At 38.3% G+C, this 18273-nt stretch carries 15 protein-coding genes; 8 read left to right on the forward strand and 7 right to left on the reverse strand.

Translation table 11 applies throughout. From position 1 onward, the window contains the following. Positions 1 to 120 precede the first annotated feature (120 nt). The 5 genes from DV872_RS12700 to DV872_RS12720 form a co-directional block, all read right to left on the reverse strand. Positions 121 to 684: a carbohydrate ABC transporter permease gene (locus tag DV872_RS12700; protein ID WP_158546955.1), complete on the reverse strand. Its 564-nt coding sequence runs from the start codon at positions 682 to 684 to the stop codon at positions 121 to 123. A gap of 217 nt (positions 685 to 901) precedes the next feature. Then, positions 902 to 1798 carry a carbohydrate ABC transporter permease gene (locus DV872_RS12705; RefSeq protein ID WP_114630319.1) on the reverse strand — a complete coding sequence of 299 codons (897 nt, stop codon included), beginning with the start codon at positions 1796 to 1798 and terminating at the stop codon, positions 902 to 904. Between the two features lie 89 nt (positions 1799 to 1887). Next, complete coding sequence (locus DV872_RS12710) at positions 1888 to 3210, reverse strand: ABC transporter substrate-binding protein (RefSeq protein WP_114630320.1); 1323 nt, start codon at positions 3208 to 3210, stop codon at positions 1888 to 1890. Positions 3211 to 3310: 100 nt separating this feature from the next. Further along, positions 3311 to 4837 (reverse strand): response regulator, encoded by a 1527-nt coding sequence (locus DV872_RS12715; protein ID WP_114630321.1) that lies wholly within the window; start codon positions 4835 to 4837, stop codon positions 3311 to 3313. After that, a complete protein-coding gene (locus DV872_RS12720) occupies positions 4834 to 6549 on the reverse strand; it encodes a sensor histidine kinase (RefSeq protein WP_114630322.1) in 1716 nt (571 codons plus the stop codon). Before DV872_RS12720 ends, DV872_RS12715 begins: the two co-directional genes overlap by 4 nt. Positions 6550 to 6760: 211 nt before the next feature. Here DV872_RS12720 and DV872_RS12725 point away from each other — a divergent pair, with 211 nt between their 5' ends. The 6 genes from DV872_RS12725 (at position 6761) to DV872_RS12750 (ending at position 14566) form a co-directional block, all read left to right on the forward strand. Then, entirely contained in the window at positions 6761 to 7216 is a 456-nt protein-coding gene (locus DV872_RS12725; protein ID WP_114630323.1) for a hypothetical protein, read from the forward strand. Between the two features lie 549 nt (positions 7217 to 7765). Continuing rightward, the gene (locus tag DV872_RS12730) at positions 7766 to 8746 is read left to right on the forward strand and encodes a sugar ABC transporter permease (protein WP_199563470.1); all 981 of its coding nucleotides are present in this window, start codon (positions 7766 to 7768) and stop codon (positions 8744 to 8746) included. 186 nt (positions 8747 to 8932) lie between these two features. Next, positions 8933 to 9643: a carbohydrate ABC transporter permease gene (locus DV872_RS12735; RefSeq protein WP_199563471.1), complete on the forward strand. Its 711-nt coding sequence runs from the start codon at positions 8933 to 8935 to the stop codon at positions 9641 to 9643. Positions 9644 to 9663: 20 nt separating this feature from the next. Then, complete coding sequence (locus tag DV872_RS12740) at positions 9664 to 11214, forward strand: extracellular solute-binding protein (protein WP_114630325.1); 1551 nt, start codon at positions 9664 to 9666, stop codon at positions 11212 to 11214. A gap of 69 nt (positions 11215 to 11283) precedes the next feature. Beyond that, entirely contained in the window at positions 11284 to 13071 is a 1788-nt protein-coding gene (locus DV872_RS12745) for a sensor histidine kinase (RefSeq protein ID WP_114630326.1), read from the forward strand. Next, entirely contained in the window at positions 13049 to 14566 is a 1518-nt protein-coding gene (locus DV872_RS12750; RefSeq protein ID WP_114630327.1) for a response regulator, read from the forward strand. The genes DV872_RS12745 and DV872_RS12750 overlap by 23 nt, the downstream gene beginning before the upstream one ends. A gap of 112 nt (positions 14567 to 14678) precedes the next feature. On the opposite strand, the gene DV872_RS12755 is transcribed toward DV872_RS12750, so the two are convergent. Together DV872_RS12755 and DV872_RS27275 are read right to left on the reverse strand one after the other, a co-directional pair. Beyond that, positions 14679 to 14825 carry a hypothetical protein gene (locus DV872_RS12755; RefSeq protein WP_158546957.1) on the reverse strand — a complete coding sequence of 49 codons (147 nt, stop codon included), beginning with the start codon at positions 14823 to 14825 and terminating at the stop codon, positions 14679 to 14681. Positions 14826 to 15182: 357 nt separating this feature from the next. Continuing rightward, the gene (locus DV872_RS27275) at positions 15183 to 15404 is read right to left on the reverse strand and encodes a sensor histidine kinase (RefSeq protein ID WP_114630330.1); all 222 of its coding nucleotides are present in this window, start codon (positions 15402 to 15404) and stop codon (positions 15183 to 15185) included. A gap of 356 nt (positions 15405 to 15760) precedes the next feature. On the opposite strand from DV872_RS27275, the gene DV872_RS12770 reads away from it, so the two are divergent. Together DV872_RS12770 and DV872_RS12775 are read left to right on the forward strand one after the other, a co-directional pair. Then, positions 15761 to 16765, forward strand: a complete 1005-nt coding sequence (locus DV872_RS12770; protein WP_158546958.1) for an AraC family transcriptional regulator — start codon at positions 15761 to 15763, stop codon at positions 16763 to 16765. A 103-nt stretch (positions 16766 to 16868) separates the two neighbouring features. After that, complete coding sequence (locus DV872_RS12775) at positions 16869 to 18242, forward strand: MATE family efflux transporter (protein WP_114630332.1); 1374 nt, start codon at positions 16869 to 16871, stop codon at positions 18240 to 18242. The last annotated feature ends 31 nt before the right edge of the window (positions 18243 to 18273 follow it).

An 18273-nucleotide genomic window follows, 5' to 3' on the forward strand; every position in this document is an offset into this window, starting at 1 on the left:
ACATACTCACCTCAGCTGCAAAGGTTTTCGGTAATTTCTACCGTTATTCATGCATCTGAAGTCATTATATTAATGAATAACTCCTTTGTAAATTTAAACTTAGGATTTATTCAGCAGGCCCTAAATAGCAATGACAGGTATTGTTGATATGACGATCCCGGCCATCTGCAGGGGATAGTCTGTTGAATACTCACCCTTGAAACTGACAAGACCCAGAGGAATTGTTTTCAATTTCTGACTGTTGATCAGAATCAGGGCAAATGGATATTCATTCCAGCTCGAAATAAATGCAAGCAGGCCTACTGCAACAATTACAGGCTTGGTAATAGGGAATATTATGGAAAACATAGTTCTAACAGTACCGCAGCCTTCCATAAATGCCGCTTCATCAAGGTCTTTTGGTATTCCCCTGATATAACTTTCTATTAAAAAGAGTGAAAAAGGTAAATTAAATACAACATAGGGCAATATGAGGGTAATTCTTTTATTGAAGAGTCCCATGGCCTTGAATTGTACAAAGATAGGAACAAGCAAAGCATGCATGGGAACAAGCATACCAAAGAGGAATAGAAAATAGATTATTCGATTTCCTTTAAACGGAAATCGAGCTAAAAGATAGGCAATTGTAAATGCAATTAAAACAGCCAGAGACATTGAAATGATTGCATTGAATGCACTATTCATTGACAACCTCCCTAAATCGGCAGACAAAAAGGCTCTGGAATAGTTTGTAAACTGCATCGCTTTCGGAAAACTTATTATGTCACGGTTAAATTCACTGCTTGTTTTCAGGGATGAATACATCAACCAGATCACAGGAAAAATACAGGATAAAGAAAACATCCATATGATTATATTCAGTGAATAAATCTTTATTTTTTTTAATATTGAAAATATCATATCAGAACTGTTCTTCATTTTTACTTCCCATTAAAGATCTTGTAAGGAGAATAATCATCATGCTCACCAATAAAATACCTATGGAAGCAGCGCTGCCATAACCTAGTTTATATTTGATAAAGGAGTTTCTATAGGCATACATGGACATTACCATTGAGCTGTTACCGGGTCCTCCGCCAGTCATGACAAGAATATGTGTAAAGATTTTCATACTTCCTGCAATACACATCATCACACAGACAACAATTGTATTTTTAATCAGTGGATAGATAATATAGAAAAGTTTTCTCCAGCCAACAGCTCCATCAAGTTCTGCCGACTCAAAGATCTCAGAGGGTATGGCAGTAATTCCTGAGGCGATGATGACTGTATAATACCCGATGTACTGCCAGACAATGGGAGCACTCACAGACAAGATGATAATACTCGGATCATCAAGCCAGGCTCTGATAAAGCCTTCAAGCCCCAGCCCTTTGAGGGTGAAATTAAGCAATCCATATTCCCGGCTGTAAACCATAGTCCAGATAAAACCGATAATGATGGCCGCCAGAACTACAGGGAAAAAAATCACAGATCTGTGAAAACTGACAAATTTTATATCCCGGGAAGTGAACAGTGCAGCCAGAATCAGGGCAATACCTACCTGACCGATAATACTTATCACTCCGATAAGAAGATTATTCTTCAGTGAGCCCCAGAACAGGGGGTCTGTTATTAGATATACATAATTCCCAAAGCCTAAAAATGTTTTACTGTCTCCACCGGACCATTTATAAAAGCTCAGGATAATTGCATTGAATATAGGAATAATTGCTATACCCACATACAGTAGAACACCTGGTGCTAATAAGGTCCAAAGGAGCAACTTCCCTGGATATAAAGCGTTCTTGTTATTCATTATTAACTCCAATGTGGAAATTCAGCAGGATTATGAATTATAATCCTGCTGATAAATAAATGTATTTTTGAAATTTTTTGATTGAAAGATTAGCGTGTGTATTCTTTCTGAACACTCTCAGCCAGTTCTTCAGAACTCACCTGACCGATCAGAAGCATCTGGATTCCACTGTTAAGTGTTTCTATCACTGCAGGATCCCAGACCAGGTCATAGGTTGGTGCAGGAACGAATTTGTCCATATAATCGAAGTATTCGATATTCAAGGCATGCAGAGCACTGCTGTCAAAGTCTGTAACTTTCATGGCAGGGGTTCTGCCGGTTTCGGCTAATTTTACAGCATTTTCCATATTGGAGAAACGTTTCATCATTTCAACAACAAGTTCTTTTTTATCAGGATTATCTGCTACAGCAGAATTAGCTCCGATGGCCCAACCGCTTGTTCCACCGGTATTCAGGTTATCAGCTCCCATCTGTCCGGGAACTTCAGGGAAGTCGGCAATACCTGTAGCGGCAAGGATTTCAGGAAGAGCATTTTCAATTACATGATTGATTGCCCATCCACCCTCAACAAACATGGCTGCTTTTCCATTGTAATAGGGAGTTCTCTGCTGAGTGTACTCAAGACTGTTCATATCAGCATTAAATGCACCTATTTCAGCCAGTTCTGCAAGAACATCAAGGGATTTGATAAACTGAGGGTCAGTAAAAGAGGCTCCCTCTCTATTTGTAATGCTGTTTGTCCAGTCAGAACCGGTCATTCTGTTACCGATGGTACTCAAATAACAGCTTTCAGCAACCCAGCTGCTCTTATCACCCAGGGAGATAGGAGTATATCCCTTAGCTGCAATGGCCTGAAGCATATCTTTAAAATCATCATATTCAGTAGGAAATGAGTCATAACCTGCTTCTTTTAAAATTAATTTATTGTAGAAAATGACATGTGTAGTCCCTCCACCCTCGATGGAAACTGCATAAACAGAACCATCAATTGTAAAGTTTTTCAGAACACCCTCTTTATAGTTTCCACTCCATGCTTTATCAGCAGCCATTATCTCATTCAAAGGCATAAGGCGGTTATTGCTTACAAAATTCTTTACCCATGATCCCTTTACTTCAAATACATCGGGCAGCTCATTGGCTGCAGCCAGGATCTGAATTTTATCCTGATAAGCATCATGAGGAACGTATTCAAACTCAAAATTAACTTCAGGATGTGCACTGATCATCTCTTCCTGCATCTTATACCAGGCGTCAACTCTGGCATCCTGGCCAAGGCTGGCTTGATTATATGTGTACATTACAGAGAGAGTTGTCGCCTCTTTTTCGGACTGACCTTCTTCACTCTGCCCACCGGCCATAAGGGTTGATACCCCGAGAACCAGGATCATCAGCATAACTAACAGTTTCTTCATTCTTTTCCTCCTAGAATATGATAAGTACAAAGACTCATCTCTATTTCAGTATGTGGTGAAGGATTCTAATGGCATAGTGAGCAAAATTGATAAAATGTCGTCATTTTTGTGGTGATAAAAGGTTTTTTCTGAATTCTGTAGGGGATATGCCCATAACTCTTTTAAACTGCCTGGTATAATATTTATAATCGCTAAACCCTGAAAGATCAGCAATATCATATAATTTGTATTCTCCAGATGCTAATAAATCCAGAGAATATTCAACCCTGTATTTGTTAACCCAGGGTACAAAATTGATTCCCGTCTCCTTCTTAAATATTCTGGAAATATGACTTTCACTGACAGCGAGTGTATCAGCAATATAACTTAGAGAAATATTTTCTTTAAAATGTTTTTCAATATAGGAAATTGTCTGAGAAGTAATTAATGAAAATTGTTTTTTTGAGGAATTCAGGACATTTTCCTCCAATCCAAAAAATATTTGTTCAGTTTTCTCCTGTATGGTTTTCCATGGGTCATAGATATTAACTTTTTCAAAAGGATCATTTTTATTGAGACTTATTTTGATTCCCTTTCTTTCAACTTCTTTCCGGGCAAGATTATAAAAACGACGGCAATACCGTATAAAATCCTCTTGCCGGTTTCCATCCAGGACACATGAATGCAACAGACTGGAAAGGAGATCTTTTATTTCAGGATGGAGGGAATGAAACATCTCAATAATCCTGATCTCAACATCCTCATAGCTCAAAGGATCCGGCAGCATTCTGAGGAATCTGGTTTTAAAGAATTCCTTATCACTTTGATGAATTAATGCCGGGGAATTCAGAAAACACCGGTATGTGCAGGCAGATTCTGCCTCCTGAAGTGAATCCTGTAAATTACTGATACCGGCAACTTTTGATCCGACAGCGGCAGAGATATTCTTTGATTTAAGATTTTTGAAGAATGTATCTTCAAGGGGATCGATATGATGAAGAACCAGACGCCCTTCCTGTCTGTCAATAAAATAGGGGATTATAAAACTGTTTTCGGGAATAAGAATTTCAGAAAAATCCTGATCAGGAAAAATGATTATCAGCTGATAAATACCATGTTCAAAGATATTGATATGAAGGTCTTCAATCTTCGGCAATATTCTGGAATCCGGAATATTGCCTGTTATTAGATTCTCTATATAGTTTTTGAGAATACTCTCTTTATTCTCAATTATCATATTTTTCAGTTGAATATTTTTTTTCTGCCGATTTATTTCAGCTTCCAGCTTTTTAACAGTTTTTCCAATGACTTTGGTAAGTTCATCATCCCCGACAGGTTTCAGAAGATAATCTTCCACCTGATATTGTAAGGCTTTTCTGGCATAATCAAAGTCTTCATAACCCGTAAGAAGTATGATCCTGCAGTCAGGATACTTTAATCTCAACTCCCGGGAAAGATCCAATCCATCCATCAAGGGCATACGGATATCACTTATAATAATATCTGCATTTACCTTTTCCATAAGAAGGAGCGCCTCTAATCCATTCGCGGCTTCTCCAACCATTGTACATTTAAGTGCTTCCCAGGGTACAAATGTCTTTATTCCCTGTCTGATTATCTGTTCATCATCAACAATTATTACTTTCATTCTGTTTTGTCCTTAAGAGGTTGACGAATGACTATAGTTGTTCCTTCTCCATGCGTACTCTCTACAAGAATCCCATACTCGGGACCATAAGCTAAGCGAAGTCTCTCATCAACATTTCTTAATCCGAAACCGCCTTTTTTATCCCCTGAGTTCTGTTTTAGAGTGTTCGTATTAAAACCGGCACCATCATCACTGACTCTGTATATCAAGAGACCCTCATTATCAGCAGTGATTGAGACATCAATTTTCGATGCTCCCTGTTTTTTTTCAATTCCATGCACAATCGCATTCTCAACCAGAGGCTGCAGTATCAATTTAAGCACAGTTCTTTCTTCAAGTTCCGGGTCTACCTGAAGTGAAAATGTGAACAGATTTCCAAATCTTTTCATCTGAATTTCCATATAGTAATTTAAATGTTCCAATTCCTTTTTTAACGGAATCTTTTCATTCCCACTGCTTAAGGCAATTCGAAATAAGTCTGCAAGTGTTTTAATCATTTGAGCAGATTCAAATGATCCCTCTAATTTGGTCATCCAGTATATGGTATCAAGAGTATTGTATAAGAAATGGGGATTGATCTGAGTTTCCAAAGCAATTAACTCTGCCTCTTTTTCCTTAACATGGGCGACATAAACTTCATTATGTAATTCATCAAGACGTTCTGCCATATTGTTAAAAGATGAAATAAGGGCACCGATCTCGTCATTTCTTCTTTGGGGTATACGAATCTCAAACTGCTCATTTTCTACTTTTTTCATTGAATATCCCAGGATTTTCAAAGGAAGGAAAAAACTTCGCGAAAATAGAAAGGCCATAATGATGCTGACCAATATCATTGTCAGGGTAACAATACTCACCTGGTTAAGTAAAAGATCGTACAAACCAACTTTTTCTAAAGGAATGGTCCAGATTAAAGTGATATCCGAGGAAGGAAGTACAGTGAAAAAAGTCAAATGCTGAGTATCATTCAGTTCATCATAGAAATAACCGGATTTTAATCGCATCAGTGAAATCTTAGGTAATATCTCATTTTGAATGGAGTCCGGAATACTACCAGATGAGATGAGAACCTGATCATCATCTCTGAAAATATAAATTTTCTTAGCTGACTCCCCATTATTTACCGGAAAGTTCTTGAGAATCTCATCAACACTGATTTGTATTGAAACATGTCCCAAATCTCGTTTCAAATCATAATAATCCTTAATCAACCTGGACTGAGCAACCAGATCAGAAGAGATCTGACTCCAGAATGCTTCCCCATCTAAAGAATCAACTTTCTTTAACATATCTTCTGTAAATACATCCTGATTATAATTCATGGGATTAATAGAAAAAGTCAGGCCATTCTCTCCTTCTATCAGTATGGAAGTAATTCCTGTTCCGGTATTCATAAAGAATGTAAGGGTTCTGTAAATGTTTAAAGTCAGTCTATCGGATTCTTCAGTGGAAACATCTGGCGGCAGATGGAGAAAATTATATATGTCCTTGTTTTGAAAGATGAACAATGACAAATCATTGACTCTGGTTACAGTCTGATCAATATTGATTCCTACTTGTTTAATAAAATTGAGATTGGAGTCAATAATATTTTTCTCAAGGGTTTTATTCGATTCTCGGAGTATCAGCATACTCACAATGAACAGAGGCACTGTAGAGATCAAGAGAAATGAGAGAAGCAGTTTGTGCCTGAAGCTTAAAGTACCTTTCATTTTGTAAAAAATAATAGGTCGATATTACAAATACATCAAGTAAATTAAATGTTCTGATATAAATGACAGTGCCCCGCAGCAATTCCAATTACGGGTAAGTTCTGACCTACAACCTTCTTATCTTTGTCCTACAGGAAGTTCAGACATCGCTCTATATTGCACTTTTTCCCTCTTATATATGTTTATAACAATAAATTATTGAGGTGATTATATGAAATTACAGAATAGATTCCTTGTGCCCATAAGTATCCTGATCCTGGCGGGGATGGCAGCACTATCATTCATTTCCTACACCAATTCAAAAAAAGAAATTCAACAGGCAATGGAAGGGTATGTTGAACATGTTGCCGAATTACTTGTACAGGCATTGGATGATTATCTTATCAGCGCTGTTGAGGACATTGAAATATGGAGTGATAGAGATGTTTACAGAGAAGTTTTTTCAGATACAGTAACCAACAGTTCCGAACTTGCCAGTAAAGCATTATTTGATTTACGAAAAAAAGTTCCACAGTTTGAAATAATCGCAGTGGCTGATACTCTGGGTCGGCTGATAAAATTAACAATTGAAAATGATTTGAATGCTGAGAATGCGAACCATCTATCATACAGAAGGATCAAAGAAGCCAAATTCTATTTTTTTGTGCTGTCAAAGCCTCAAAAATAGAGGTGTCCAAGATATTTTCATAACATGTGTCGATGGATTGACAGAATTCCCGGAAGCAATCTACTCTTCAATCACCTTGGATGACGCAGTGCGAGAACTTAATAGTTTTTACTGAAAAATGAGACAGTAAATAGGACTCCATTAGTAAAATATGGACAATTACAGACTCATCCGGGTACATATCTTCAAAACGCTTTTCTATATGATAAACACCCTGCTGCATCAGGATCATCTGATTCTTCGGCGACACTTCAACCCGGATAATCCGAACCCTATGATTCAGTTCATGGTTTCGTTTTGAACGGCTGAATTCGGCATCTCTTTTACAGTTTTGTGACCTATCCGGGAGAGGACTCTCAGTCTTATTACAGGAAATTCATACCACTATCACCAGAAGCAAACCGGAATCGGTCATATTCATATCCAGCATTTTAACAAAATCTGAAGAATGTGCACATTTTTCTGAAAAATGATCAGTATCGATATTAATGACTCAATGATAATCTGAAATTGGTTTAAGAAATAATTTAAAATACGAGGTGATTGAAATTGCTTACAGAAAATGCCATTTCATCCGGAATCCCTGTCAGAAACAGAATGTACAGGCAGGCATTGCGGAGGAAAGAAATTAGAAAACAAAAATACTTTCATCTAATGATTCTTATGGGTATGATTTACCTTTTTATTTTTGTTTATATTCCCCTTTTCGGTATTATTATTGCATTTAAGGATTACAGGATAGTCAGTGGGATCAGTGGCATGTTTACCAGTGACTGGGTAGGATCTAAATATTTTGTTGAGTTTTTTACTGATTACCAGTTCAGCCAGATTATCAGAAATACCCTTGCAATTATATTTCTACAGCTGTTTTTTGTTTTTCCCGTGCCTATTCTATTTGCAATTCTTCTAAATGAGGTTAAGAGTGTACCCTTTAAAAGGGTTGTCCAAACAGTCAGTTATCTTCCTCATTTTATATCCTGGGTTGTCGTATACGGTATCGCTGTAGCACTGTTTGCCGAAAATGGAGGCTTGTTCAATGATTTGTTTGTCCTGCTCGGGTTATTGGAAAAACCAAAAGCAATACTAACTGATCCTGATGCCTTCTGGACTGTTTCTGTGCTTTCTGCAGTATGGAAAGAGATGGGATGGAATGCCATTATCTTTCTTGCTGCAATCGCCGGTATCAATCCGGCTTTATATGAAGCTGCAGATGTAGATGGTGCCAGTAGGATTGCCAAAATAAAGCATATTACCCTTCCTTCTTTGAAAAGTGCCATAGTTATTGTTCTGATTCTCAAAGTTGGATACCTCTTTAAGGGCGGAGCTTTTGAACAGTGTTTTCTCTTCGGAAACCGCATGAATAACGGGGCGTCCGAAATTATTCCCACTTATGCCTTTAGGGTTGGTCTGGTGAACGGTCGATATGCATTTGCTACAGCAGTCGATCTATTACAGTCATCGGTAGCTATTGTTGTCGTATATCTGATTAATTTTATTTCGAAAAAATTAACTGATTCCAGTCTTTTTTAAACGGAGATTCTAAATAGTATGGTATTAAGTAGAAATCATAAAATAATTGACACGGGTTTATACATTTTATTACTGATAATTTCCCTGTTTACCCTATACCCCTTCTGGTATGTACTTATTTGTTCGTTTAATGAAGGGCTCGATCTTTCTATGGGTGGGGTCTATCTATTTCCCCGGAAATTTTCTTTGGAAAACTACAGAGCATTAATTGGTGACAGTCGCTGGGTCGGTGCGTTTTTTGTTTCTGTAGGAAGAACTGTATTGGGCACTATCGGTGGAGTCTCTTTTACCGCCATGGTTGCTTATGGACTTTCTCCCAGGAATCTTGTTTTTAAAAAGTTGTATTTTGGTATTGTTATTTTAGCCATGTATACTGTCAGGTCCATTATCACTTTCTATATTCTTCTCAGAGGACTTGGGCTTTTAAATAGTTTTTTTGTCTATATTGTTCCCAATTTACTGGATATCTTTCTCCTTCTTATAGCCGTTAATTTTTTCAGGGAGATTCCTGATGAATTGAAAGAATCCGCCTATATCGACGGAGCGAATGATCTGCTTATTTTTTTTAAGATTATTGTTCCTGTATCAAAACCATTGATTGCGACAATGGCACTTTTTATCGGAGTTTGGCAGTGGAATTCATGGATTGATTCATCATATTTTGTTCGTTCAGAATCATTGAGAACCATGTCTTATCGGATGATTGAGGTTATAAATTCAAGCAATATGCCTCAGGAAGCTACTGGGAGCTTATATGCCACAAGCGCTCAATTATATACAAGCAAATCACTTCAGATGGCAGCAATCATTATTACAGTGGTTCCCATTGTATTACTATATCCCTTTCTGCAGAAACACTTTGTAAAAGGGATCATGATTGGTTCAGTGAAGGGTTAAAATATTTTAGGAGGCTTTTAATGAAACTTACAGGACATGGAAAAAAATGGCTGTTGGGAATGGTCATTTTTCTGCTGGCGGGATTCCTTTTTGCAAAAGGGGATAAGGAATCTTCAACTGCTTCAAGTGAGAAGGATGAAGGGATTACGGAAATGGAACTGTTTGTCAATCATAGTTGGTGGACACTCAAAAATTGGAACGGAACTATTCCGGAGGAGATAACAAATGAGACAGGTGTCAGGCTTAATATTCATGTAGCTACTGACTCGAATCAGCTTCCCTTGATGATCGCGTCGGATGAGCTGCCTGAATTGATCTATACGAGCAATGAAGGGAGCGGTTTTTACAAGATGCTTTCCAATTCTAATGTCTGTTATCCATGGAATGAACTCATTGAGAAATATGCGGTGGATTTCAAACCGGATCCAATGCTGGCAAAAATCAATACTGTAAAGGACGGAAATTTCTATACAATTCTAAACAATCTCTCTTCTCAGAACGAGTGGAATGCAAAACCGAAGGCAATCCCTGCGGGAATGCCAGGTATAGCGATTCGGACAGATCTTATGGAAGAACTGGGAAATCCTCCTCTTCAAAATCTGGTAGATTTTGAAAACACACTCATGATGGTTAAAAAGAACTATCCTGATATGATTCCACTCATTATGGAGCCAAACTGGCTCGGAGCTTATTTTAGGGCTGCCTTTGGAACTCAGGAGACGGGCTTTGAGATAAAAGATGATAAACTGATACATGTTCTCTATGAACAAGAGCAACTGGATTATTATCTTTTCCTAAATCGCCTATATCGTAACGGACTTATTACGGCGGAAAACTTTGCCATTAAAGGTGGAGATTCAGCCAGGGCAGAGGAATTCGCACTTAACGGAAAGGCTTTTGCTTATCAGCATGAAATAACTATAGCAGACCGGTTGAACACAAAGCTGGAAAGAAGTGATAAGAATTTCAGATTTAATCTAATCTCTAATCTACTAAGTGAAAACTTTGAATTCTACCAGAACGAAATCGGCTGGTCGGGTGTTTTTATTACTAAAGAAAATAAAAATCCTGAAAAAGCGATCAATTTTGTCAAATATATGAGCAGTGACAAAGGTCAGATGACAGGACTCTGGGGAATCGAAGGAAGGGACTGGTCCATGCATGAGGAAGGGTATCCGATATTTAATTATAATTCACAGGATACTGATTTTCTTGATCATGAAGGAATCTTCTGGTGGGGACTTTTATTTTCTACAGCTGCAAATGAGGGACTGGGGAAATTTGTACCTGGCACTGAGATGACAGAGGCTGGTCTGGAAATGAAAAAGGTTGCTGTTTTCCGTCCTGAGTTGGGATTGATAAAACCTGAACCTGAATCAGATATCGATATAATAAGTAAAAAAATAAAAGATATGGTCGAAATTGAAGAGATCAATATATATCTTGCTGAATCTGAGGCTGAAGCCGAAGAAGCTTATTATAGAATGATTGGTCTTGCTGAGCGGATTGGACTGGAAAAGTATTCTGTATGGGCCAATGAACAGTATGGGATGATTAAAGATTCATTCTAAATATACATAATATAAGGCCGGGTGATACCCGGCTTACATTTAATAAATCAATTGTGGTAGATTCGTAAAATGAAATGGAATATTTTTCAACCGGGAATGGTGAGAAAGCTCTTTATCTCTTACATAACAATTATTCTGTTTCCCTTCTGCTTGCTGTTCGGATACTTATATCTGCAAATAGCAGGGGAAGTGTACCGACAGTATTCAGAAACAGAACAGTTACTTCTTGAAAAAAATCTTATAACAATTCAGGAAAAATTGGATCAGTATGAAGCTGTTCACAAGCTTTTTCAGACTAACCGGGTTCTTCTTGAACTCTTATCCGGGGATTATTATACACCGGCAGATAGTATGTATCATTTCCTCAAATACATCCGTCCACTTTTTGAATATGTGGAATTAAATACACCTGACTTAAAGCGCTTATGTCTATATTCAATAAATGAAAATCTTTCAATTTTAAAGCCCGAGATCATTCACCTGTCTGAAGGACCGAATGTAGGATCTTTTTCAGAAGAAATAAAAGGGCAGTGGAATTTTTTCCCGGGTGAAAACAACGAAGAATCGAGCTTTCATTTCTTGAAACCAATTTTTAACAATGAATATACGCGGGAACTGGGATTTTTAGAACTGCAGATTCCTGAAACTGCAATTAGTAATTTGGTGGCAAGAGAGGATTGGGAGTCTGGAAAAGAGGTTCTGTTTTATCTGGACAAAGAGGATAAAATCCTTTTAACAGGTTCCGAGAATACAATGGATTTTCCGCTCTATAAGGATCTGATTCAGAATTTTATAAATGGAAATAAAAGCGACTTCGGAATAATCCGCAGAACTAATAAAAAATATGTAATCAATCGGGTTGAAATTGAGAGTATTGGTCTCGATCTTTTGCTCATTCAAGAGGTTGACGGTAGATTCCCTGGTTTTAAAAAAAAGAGAGACCTGGTTTTTTTGCTGCTACTGGTTTTTCTTCTTCTCCTGACTTTTGTTTATCAGGTCATTATCTATTTCTATGCCCGTAGAATTAATGCTCTGGCTGCTCATATGAAGACTATCGATAAAGGGAACTTCAATCAGATTCCGGTGGATCATAGAAAGGATGAAATTACCTGCCTGGTCGGGGTTTTCAACGATATGATATACCGGATTGATGAACTAGTTAACCGGGTTCATAAAGAGGAGCTGATGCGTAAGGAAATCGCATATTCGGCTCTGCAGGCTCAGGTCAAACCACATTTTATTTACAATACTCTTGAAACCATCAGAATGCTTGCAGAAGCAAATGATGATATCAATGTAGCAGAACTATGTTACCGTTTTGGTCTGTTTATTCGTTATACTCTGGCTTCTCATAAAAAAGAAGTGACTCTCAAAGATGAGTTCGATAATATTAGGAACTTTATTGAAATATATCACTACCGATTCGGAGCTAGGCTTGAGTCAGTCATCGCCCCGGGAACCGAAACATTGAATATTATCTGTCCATGGTTTCTGTTGCAGCCTATCGTTGAGAATTCAGTGATTCATGGTCTTTCTGGCAATGTCAGAAAGGGACAGATTGTTGTCGAATCCGGCTTCAGGGATGGGAAATTGGTGATTTCCATTACTGATAATGGCAGAGGAATATCAGGAATCAAAATTAAGGAACTGCATAATTCACTGTTAAAGAATGAGATTTCTGGAGAAACAGATCATCTAAATGGAAGTTTAGGGGTGACAAATGTGTATGAACGCCTGAAAGTGTTTTATGGTCCTGAAGCTCAATTTATTATTGACAGTGAAGAAGGGAAAGGAACTGTTGTAATGATGATTATTCCTGCGGAGGAATTACAATATGCTGAAAATCCTTCTTGTTGATGATGAACCCCTAATTCTTAAGGGGCTTAGTAGAATAATTGAACGTGAGGATAATTTAAAGGCGAAAGTACTGTGTGCCGAAAGTGCCGCTGAAGCAATGGAGCTTTCGGCAGAATTCCGCCCCAATGTAGTTCTTGTGGATATAAATATGCCAGAGATGAATGGTCTTCAACTGATAGAGAAGCTGAAAAAAAGGAATATAGCCGATAGGTTTATTGTTCTCACCGGATATGATGATTTTGAGTATGTGCGCACTGCTCTACGGCTGAATGTTCAGGATTATTTAATGAAACCGATAAATAAGGAGCTGCTGCTGAAAAATCTCCATTCCTGTGCACTTAAAAAGGAATTTGAGATCCGGGAAATGAGGGAAGCGAGACTTGCTGTTCTAAGAACCCACTTCTTTCAATCACAATTTCCGGACCAGATTTCTCTTTCTAAAAGGGAACTAATGGAACTTTTCCCTGCTGAGTTTATTCTTGTTACTGTGTTCAGGTCTGTATCTCCTTTCCCCCCGGCGATAATTTCAGAAATTGAGGGTCAACTGTTACGATTATTTAAAACCAAATATACCTTTTTTTCCGATAACAGGGAGGAACTCGTTCTCATTGTAAACTGGGACGGGGAGATTTCTGAAGAAATAATTGCAGACACCCTGAATGCGTTAGTACTCAAGCTTTCGGAATCTTCTATTATGAGCATTCAATCAGGAATTAGCTATGCCGGTAGAGATATTAATACAGTAAAAGATTTGTATACAAACGCCGTGAACAGCTGTGATCTCGAATCTTTTTTCAGGGAGTCTTCTGTTGAATCCCCGATAATGTTCGGTATCCCTTTAGAAAAACTTCGAGAATTGATGAAATCAGATGTGAGAAATAGACGAACCCATAGTCAATTAATGGCATATCAAAGAGAATTGCTGGCGAGAAATTCAGGTGAGAAAAAAGGTCTTAGTAGTATATTGAGACAGTTGTCTGGGGATTTAAAAACAGAGCTTGAATCTTGTAGTTGTTCGCCGGAACAACTGTTTTATAAAAAGATATACTATTCAGAATCAGATCACTTTATATTCCTAAACAGAAATATAAGGTTTCTTATTGAATCCCTGAAATCAACCCTCATCTTATATGATGAAATGGTGGAGTATGATATCAAGGGCGTTTCTTCTCATATTCAAAAGATTCTTCTGTTTATTCATGAGAACTATGATAAGGACCTATGTCTTGATTGTCTGGCTTTGGAATTCAATCTTCATCCCAATTATATCAGTGATCTTTTTCGAAAGGAAGCGGGGTCTTCATTTCTTAAATATCTGAATGTGTTCCGTATAGAAAAAGCGAAGGATATTATCAATAAAAATTCGATGTTGTCATTTGAGGAGGTTGCGGAAAAAGCGGGATACTCTAATTCACGGTATTTTTACAGGGTGTTCAAGAAATATTCCGGAATAACACCGGGTCAGTACCGGAGAAAAGTAAAAAATGAAGTATAGGCCTTTCAAATTACTTTGAGTTGAAAAGTAATCTTACTCAGTATCTATCGGAAAGATGTTCATGAAGGGTCCCCCCTCGACTTGCAACATAAAATGCCAGTTTTTAAGAAATTTATTCACTTTTATATTTTCTCCCCTGAGTTATTCGCTTCACGGCATCAATCAGTTCCTTGGGAGCCGCTTCTTTTATCATATAACCGGCGGCACCATCTTCTAACACACGAATGGTAGACTGTTCTTCGGGATAGATACTTAACACTAGAACAGGGAGATCCTGGATCTCCGGTTTAAGCTGCTGGACATATCCATACCAATATTTCCCGGCATGGATATGTCCAGAATCAGGATCTCATATTTATTAGCCCTGGCTTTTTCCAATACTTCAAATCCATTGACAGCTTCATCTATGACCTAAATACTGGGTTCATCAGAAAAGATTTATAACAGCCCTTTTCGAACAACAGTATGGTCATCGGCAATCAGTGCTTTTATCATCCTGATTATCCTTATATTAATAAATAGTTCTAACTCTATAATATATTTTTATACTTAAGATTAGCATAAAATCTTTCTGAAATTATTGTGATTATTTGTCCTACAAGGGAATTGCCACTTTTCAAACAGTTCCTTTCCCCGGGTATCTTGTAATATAAAACTCACCACCATGTGAATTACACCTTTCTTTTATTCCAAGAAGTCCAAATGCATGGGAAGATTTAGTATCATCGGCCTTGATTCCAATGCCATCATTTTCAACATTCAGTATAATCTTTTCCTTATGCAAATTAAGTGAAACATCTACAGTGTCCGCCTTTGAATGACGAATTATGTTCGTAATAGATTATTGGAAAATCCGAAAAAGAGTAATGAAGTCCATATAAGATTGCAGGAAAATAAAATAGGTCATGCTCAGCTCCAACACGAAATAATCTATCATATATTTGGAAGGAAAAAAACATAGGACGTGAACGATACAATGATAGAATTGCTGACACCTTATGCACTGATATGGCCCTACAGGCATTTATGGCAGAGAATGACCGGGGTTTGCATTAATGACTTGAACATAGTCATCTAACATCTATGATAATCCTGCCTGCAGCTCCAGTATTTTTTATTTTTCGCAACTCTTTTTTCCCAAAGACTTGTCAATCAAAAACAAAGATAGTACTAATTAAGTTAGGAGAAACTATCATGCGCCCGTATAATCTTCCCTGTTTTGATGATATTGATATGGACTATCTCTCATTTCTCCAGAAAGAGTTCGGCTGCTGTTGTGACAATGGTTCCTGTTTCAGGAAACTGGAGATCCCTTCCGCGTTGGGAGAGGGTAGTTTTCAGAGGGTACAGGCCCGGAACTCCCTTGAAATCTGGCGAGTGAAAACCCGACTGCATCAACCACTTACATTGCCCTTTCAGATGAGAGTTCCCCGATTCGAGATCTGTTACTGTCGGACCGGTCATGTAGTAATTGACTCCGACATGGATCGTCTCAATTGTTCATTCAGTGATGGAAACTATCAGACGAATCTTATGAATTTTTCCGGCAGTATGACCTATGCTCCCGGCATCCCCCAGGAATTTGTATCGATTCTTTTCTATCAGGAATTTCTGGATTCCCTTCCCATGACCTTTCTGTCTTTTTCGGAACTGAATGAGGAGAAAAAAATTGAAGTGTATCAACCTACCGAAACCCCTTTTGTGTTGAAACAGTCATTTGAAAAGATTCTGGATTGTCCTGCCAGTGATATCACTCTTCTGCTCCAACTGGAAGGAATGGGTATGGAGATCCTTTCCAGGATCATTACCCTTCATTTTCAAAACTCCCGATCCAGTGAGAACCAACCAGTCCTTTCTCTTTCCGACAAAGCCCGGCTCGAACAGGTTCGGACGATAATTGATGATAATCTGCACCGGAATATTACCATCAAAGAGCTGTCTCTTCAGGTCGGACTGAACACTCACAAGTTGACTAGCGGATTCCGGACACTTTATGGAATCAGTTTAAATCAGTATCGTAAAGATGCCCGTATGAAAAAAGCCGAAGAAATACTTCTTTCGGGGCAATGGAATATATCCGAAACAGCCTTCCTTGTCGGTTATCAGAGTGTAGGGCATTTTACAAATGATTTTAGACGTCATTATGGTTTATGTCCCGGTGAATTCCGAAAGGGTTGCATGAAAACCGATACAGCCTGATTTTTTAAATTCCAATTTCGAAAATACAAATTCCAAAATAGTCTGTAATAAAAAGTTAGCACAGGCTAACTATATTAGTATAGTTTTTTTGGAGAAGATGTTAATGAATGATAATCGTGAAGAATTATTACAGGCTCCCATGGGAAAGCTTTTTGTAAAGATGGCGGTTCCCGGAATGATAGGCATGTTGGTTATCGGGCTGTACAACCTTGTGGACAGTATCTTTGTTGGACAGTTTGTGGGACCCGCTGCTGTTTCGGCGGTAGCTATGGGGTATGCTGTCGTTCTTGTCAATCAGGCGATACTGAGTCTGTTCGCTACCGGAGGCATGTCACTTTTTTCAAGAGCCATGGGTGCAAATGATAAGGAAACCATAAACTCAATTTTTGGAAATGTACTCTGGCCGGTAGGGATTCTTTCTGTCCTACTTACCTTGTTTACCTATCATTTTTCCCGGGAAATACTGATTTTTCTGGGAGCAAAAGGGGAAATTCTGGAACTGGGCGTCGTGTATCTGAAGCCCCTCTCTCTTGGATTTGTCTTTGGAGCTCTCGGTCCTGCTCTAAACTTTCTTATCAGAGGCGAAGGGCAGATGAAGAGTGCCATGAGAATCGTGGTGCTGGGGGCAATTCTGAATATCGTTCTGGACCCCATTCTTATCAAGGTTTTAAAAATGGGTATGAGCGGGGCTGCCGTTGCGACCATAATCGGACAGGCTTTTATTGTTGCAGGAGACTTAATTCATTTTATGTCCGGTAAAAGTGTGATTACCCTGAACAGAAGAAGTTTCAGAATATCCTGGAATCTAATGCCTGAAATGATGAAGATTGGATTTTCAGGGATGATTATGTCGATAGCTGTTGCAATACAGCTGTCCATACTCCTCTCATTAAGCTCAAGTTATGGTGCCGCCAGCAATATTGTTATGAGCACAGCCTTCCGGGTTATGTGCTTTTTCTATATCCCTCTGTTTGGTATCTCTTATGGTCTCCAGCCTGTTATCGGAGCTAATTTTGGAGCGGGATTATACCCCAGGGTGAGAGAGGCCTTTTGGTATTTCGGAAAAATCGCATCGGTTATTTCTATCTGTATCTGGTTTTTCTTTCAGATTTTTGCTTCTTCTATTCTTTCCTGGTTTATCACCGATAGTGGAATGGTGGAAATGGGAATCAAATGGTTCCGTCTGTTTCAGGCCAGTTTTCTGCTCTATGGCTTTATCAGTATTTCTATAATGCTTTTCATGGCTACCGGAAAAGCTGCCCAGGGTGCTTTGTTAACTCTGGGCCGGCAGATTCTGTTTTTTATCCCCCTGGCATATATTCTTCCACATTTTCTGGGAGAAAAAGGTTTGTGGCTGTCATACCCTCTCGGAGATCTGCTAATTATGTTGCTGAGTGTTTTTCTTGTCGCCCCGGAGTTAAAAAAATTAAGAGCATCCAAACAAAAATCACACAAAATGGCATTTAACATCAGCTGATGCTGTCTGGAGGAGTAATGGATAAATCGAT

The sequence above is a fragment of the Oceanispirochaeta sp. M1 genome (assembly GCF_003346715.1).
Taxonomy (GTDB): Bacteria; Spirochaetota; Spirochaetia; order DSM-2461; family DSM-2461; genus Oceanispirochaeta.

Bases quoted from the DNA above. Each gene is read 5' to 3' on its own strand.
- DV872_RS12745 (WP_114630326.1), top strand. From the start codon at position 11,284: ATGAAATGGAATATTTTTCAACCGGGAATGGTGAGAAAGCTCTTTATC.
- DV872_RS12710 (WP_114630320.1), bottom strand. From the start codon at position 3,210: ATGAAGAAACTGTTAGTTATGCTGATGATCCTGGTTCTCGGGGTATCA.
- DV872_RS12775 (WP_114630332.1), top strand. From the start codon at position 16,869: ATGAATGATAATCGTGAAGAATTATTACAGGCTCCCATGGGAAAGCTT.
- DV872_RS12705 (WP_114630319.1), bottom strand. From the start codon at position 1,798: ATGAATAACAAGAACGCTTTATATCCAGGGAAGTTGCTCCTTTGGACC.
- DV872_RS12700 (WP_158546955.1), bottom strand. From the start codon at position 684: ATGAATAGTGCATTCAATGCAATCATTTCAATGTCTCTGGCTGTTTTA.
- DV872_RS12720 (WP_114630322.1), bottom strand. From the start codon at position 6,549: ATGAAAGGTACTTTAAGCTTCAGGCACAAACTGCTTCTCTCATTTCTC.
- DV872_RS12770 (WP_158546958.1), top strand. From the start codon at position 15,761: ATGCGCCCGTATAATCTTCCCTGTTTTGATGATATTGATATGGACTAT.
- DV872_RS12740 (WP_114630325.1), top strand. From the start codon at position 9,664: ATGAAACTTACAGGACATGGAAAAAAATGGCTGTTGGGAATGGTCATT.
- DV872_RS12715 (WP_114630321.1), bottom strand. From the start codon at position 4,837: ATGAAAGTAATAATTGTTGATGATGAACAGATAATCAGACAGGGAATA.
- DV872_RS12725 (WP_114630323.1), top strand. From the start codon at position 6,761: ATGAAATTACAGAATAGATTCCTTGTGCCCATAAGTATCCTGATCCTG.
- DV872_RS12750 (WP_114630327.1), top strand. From the start codon at position 13,049: ATGCTGAAAATCCTTCTTGTTGATGATGAACCCCTAATTCTTAAGGGG.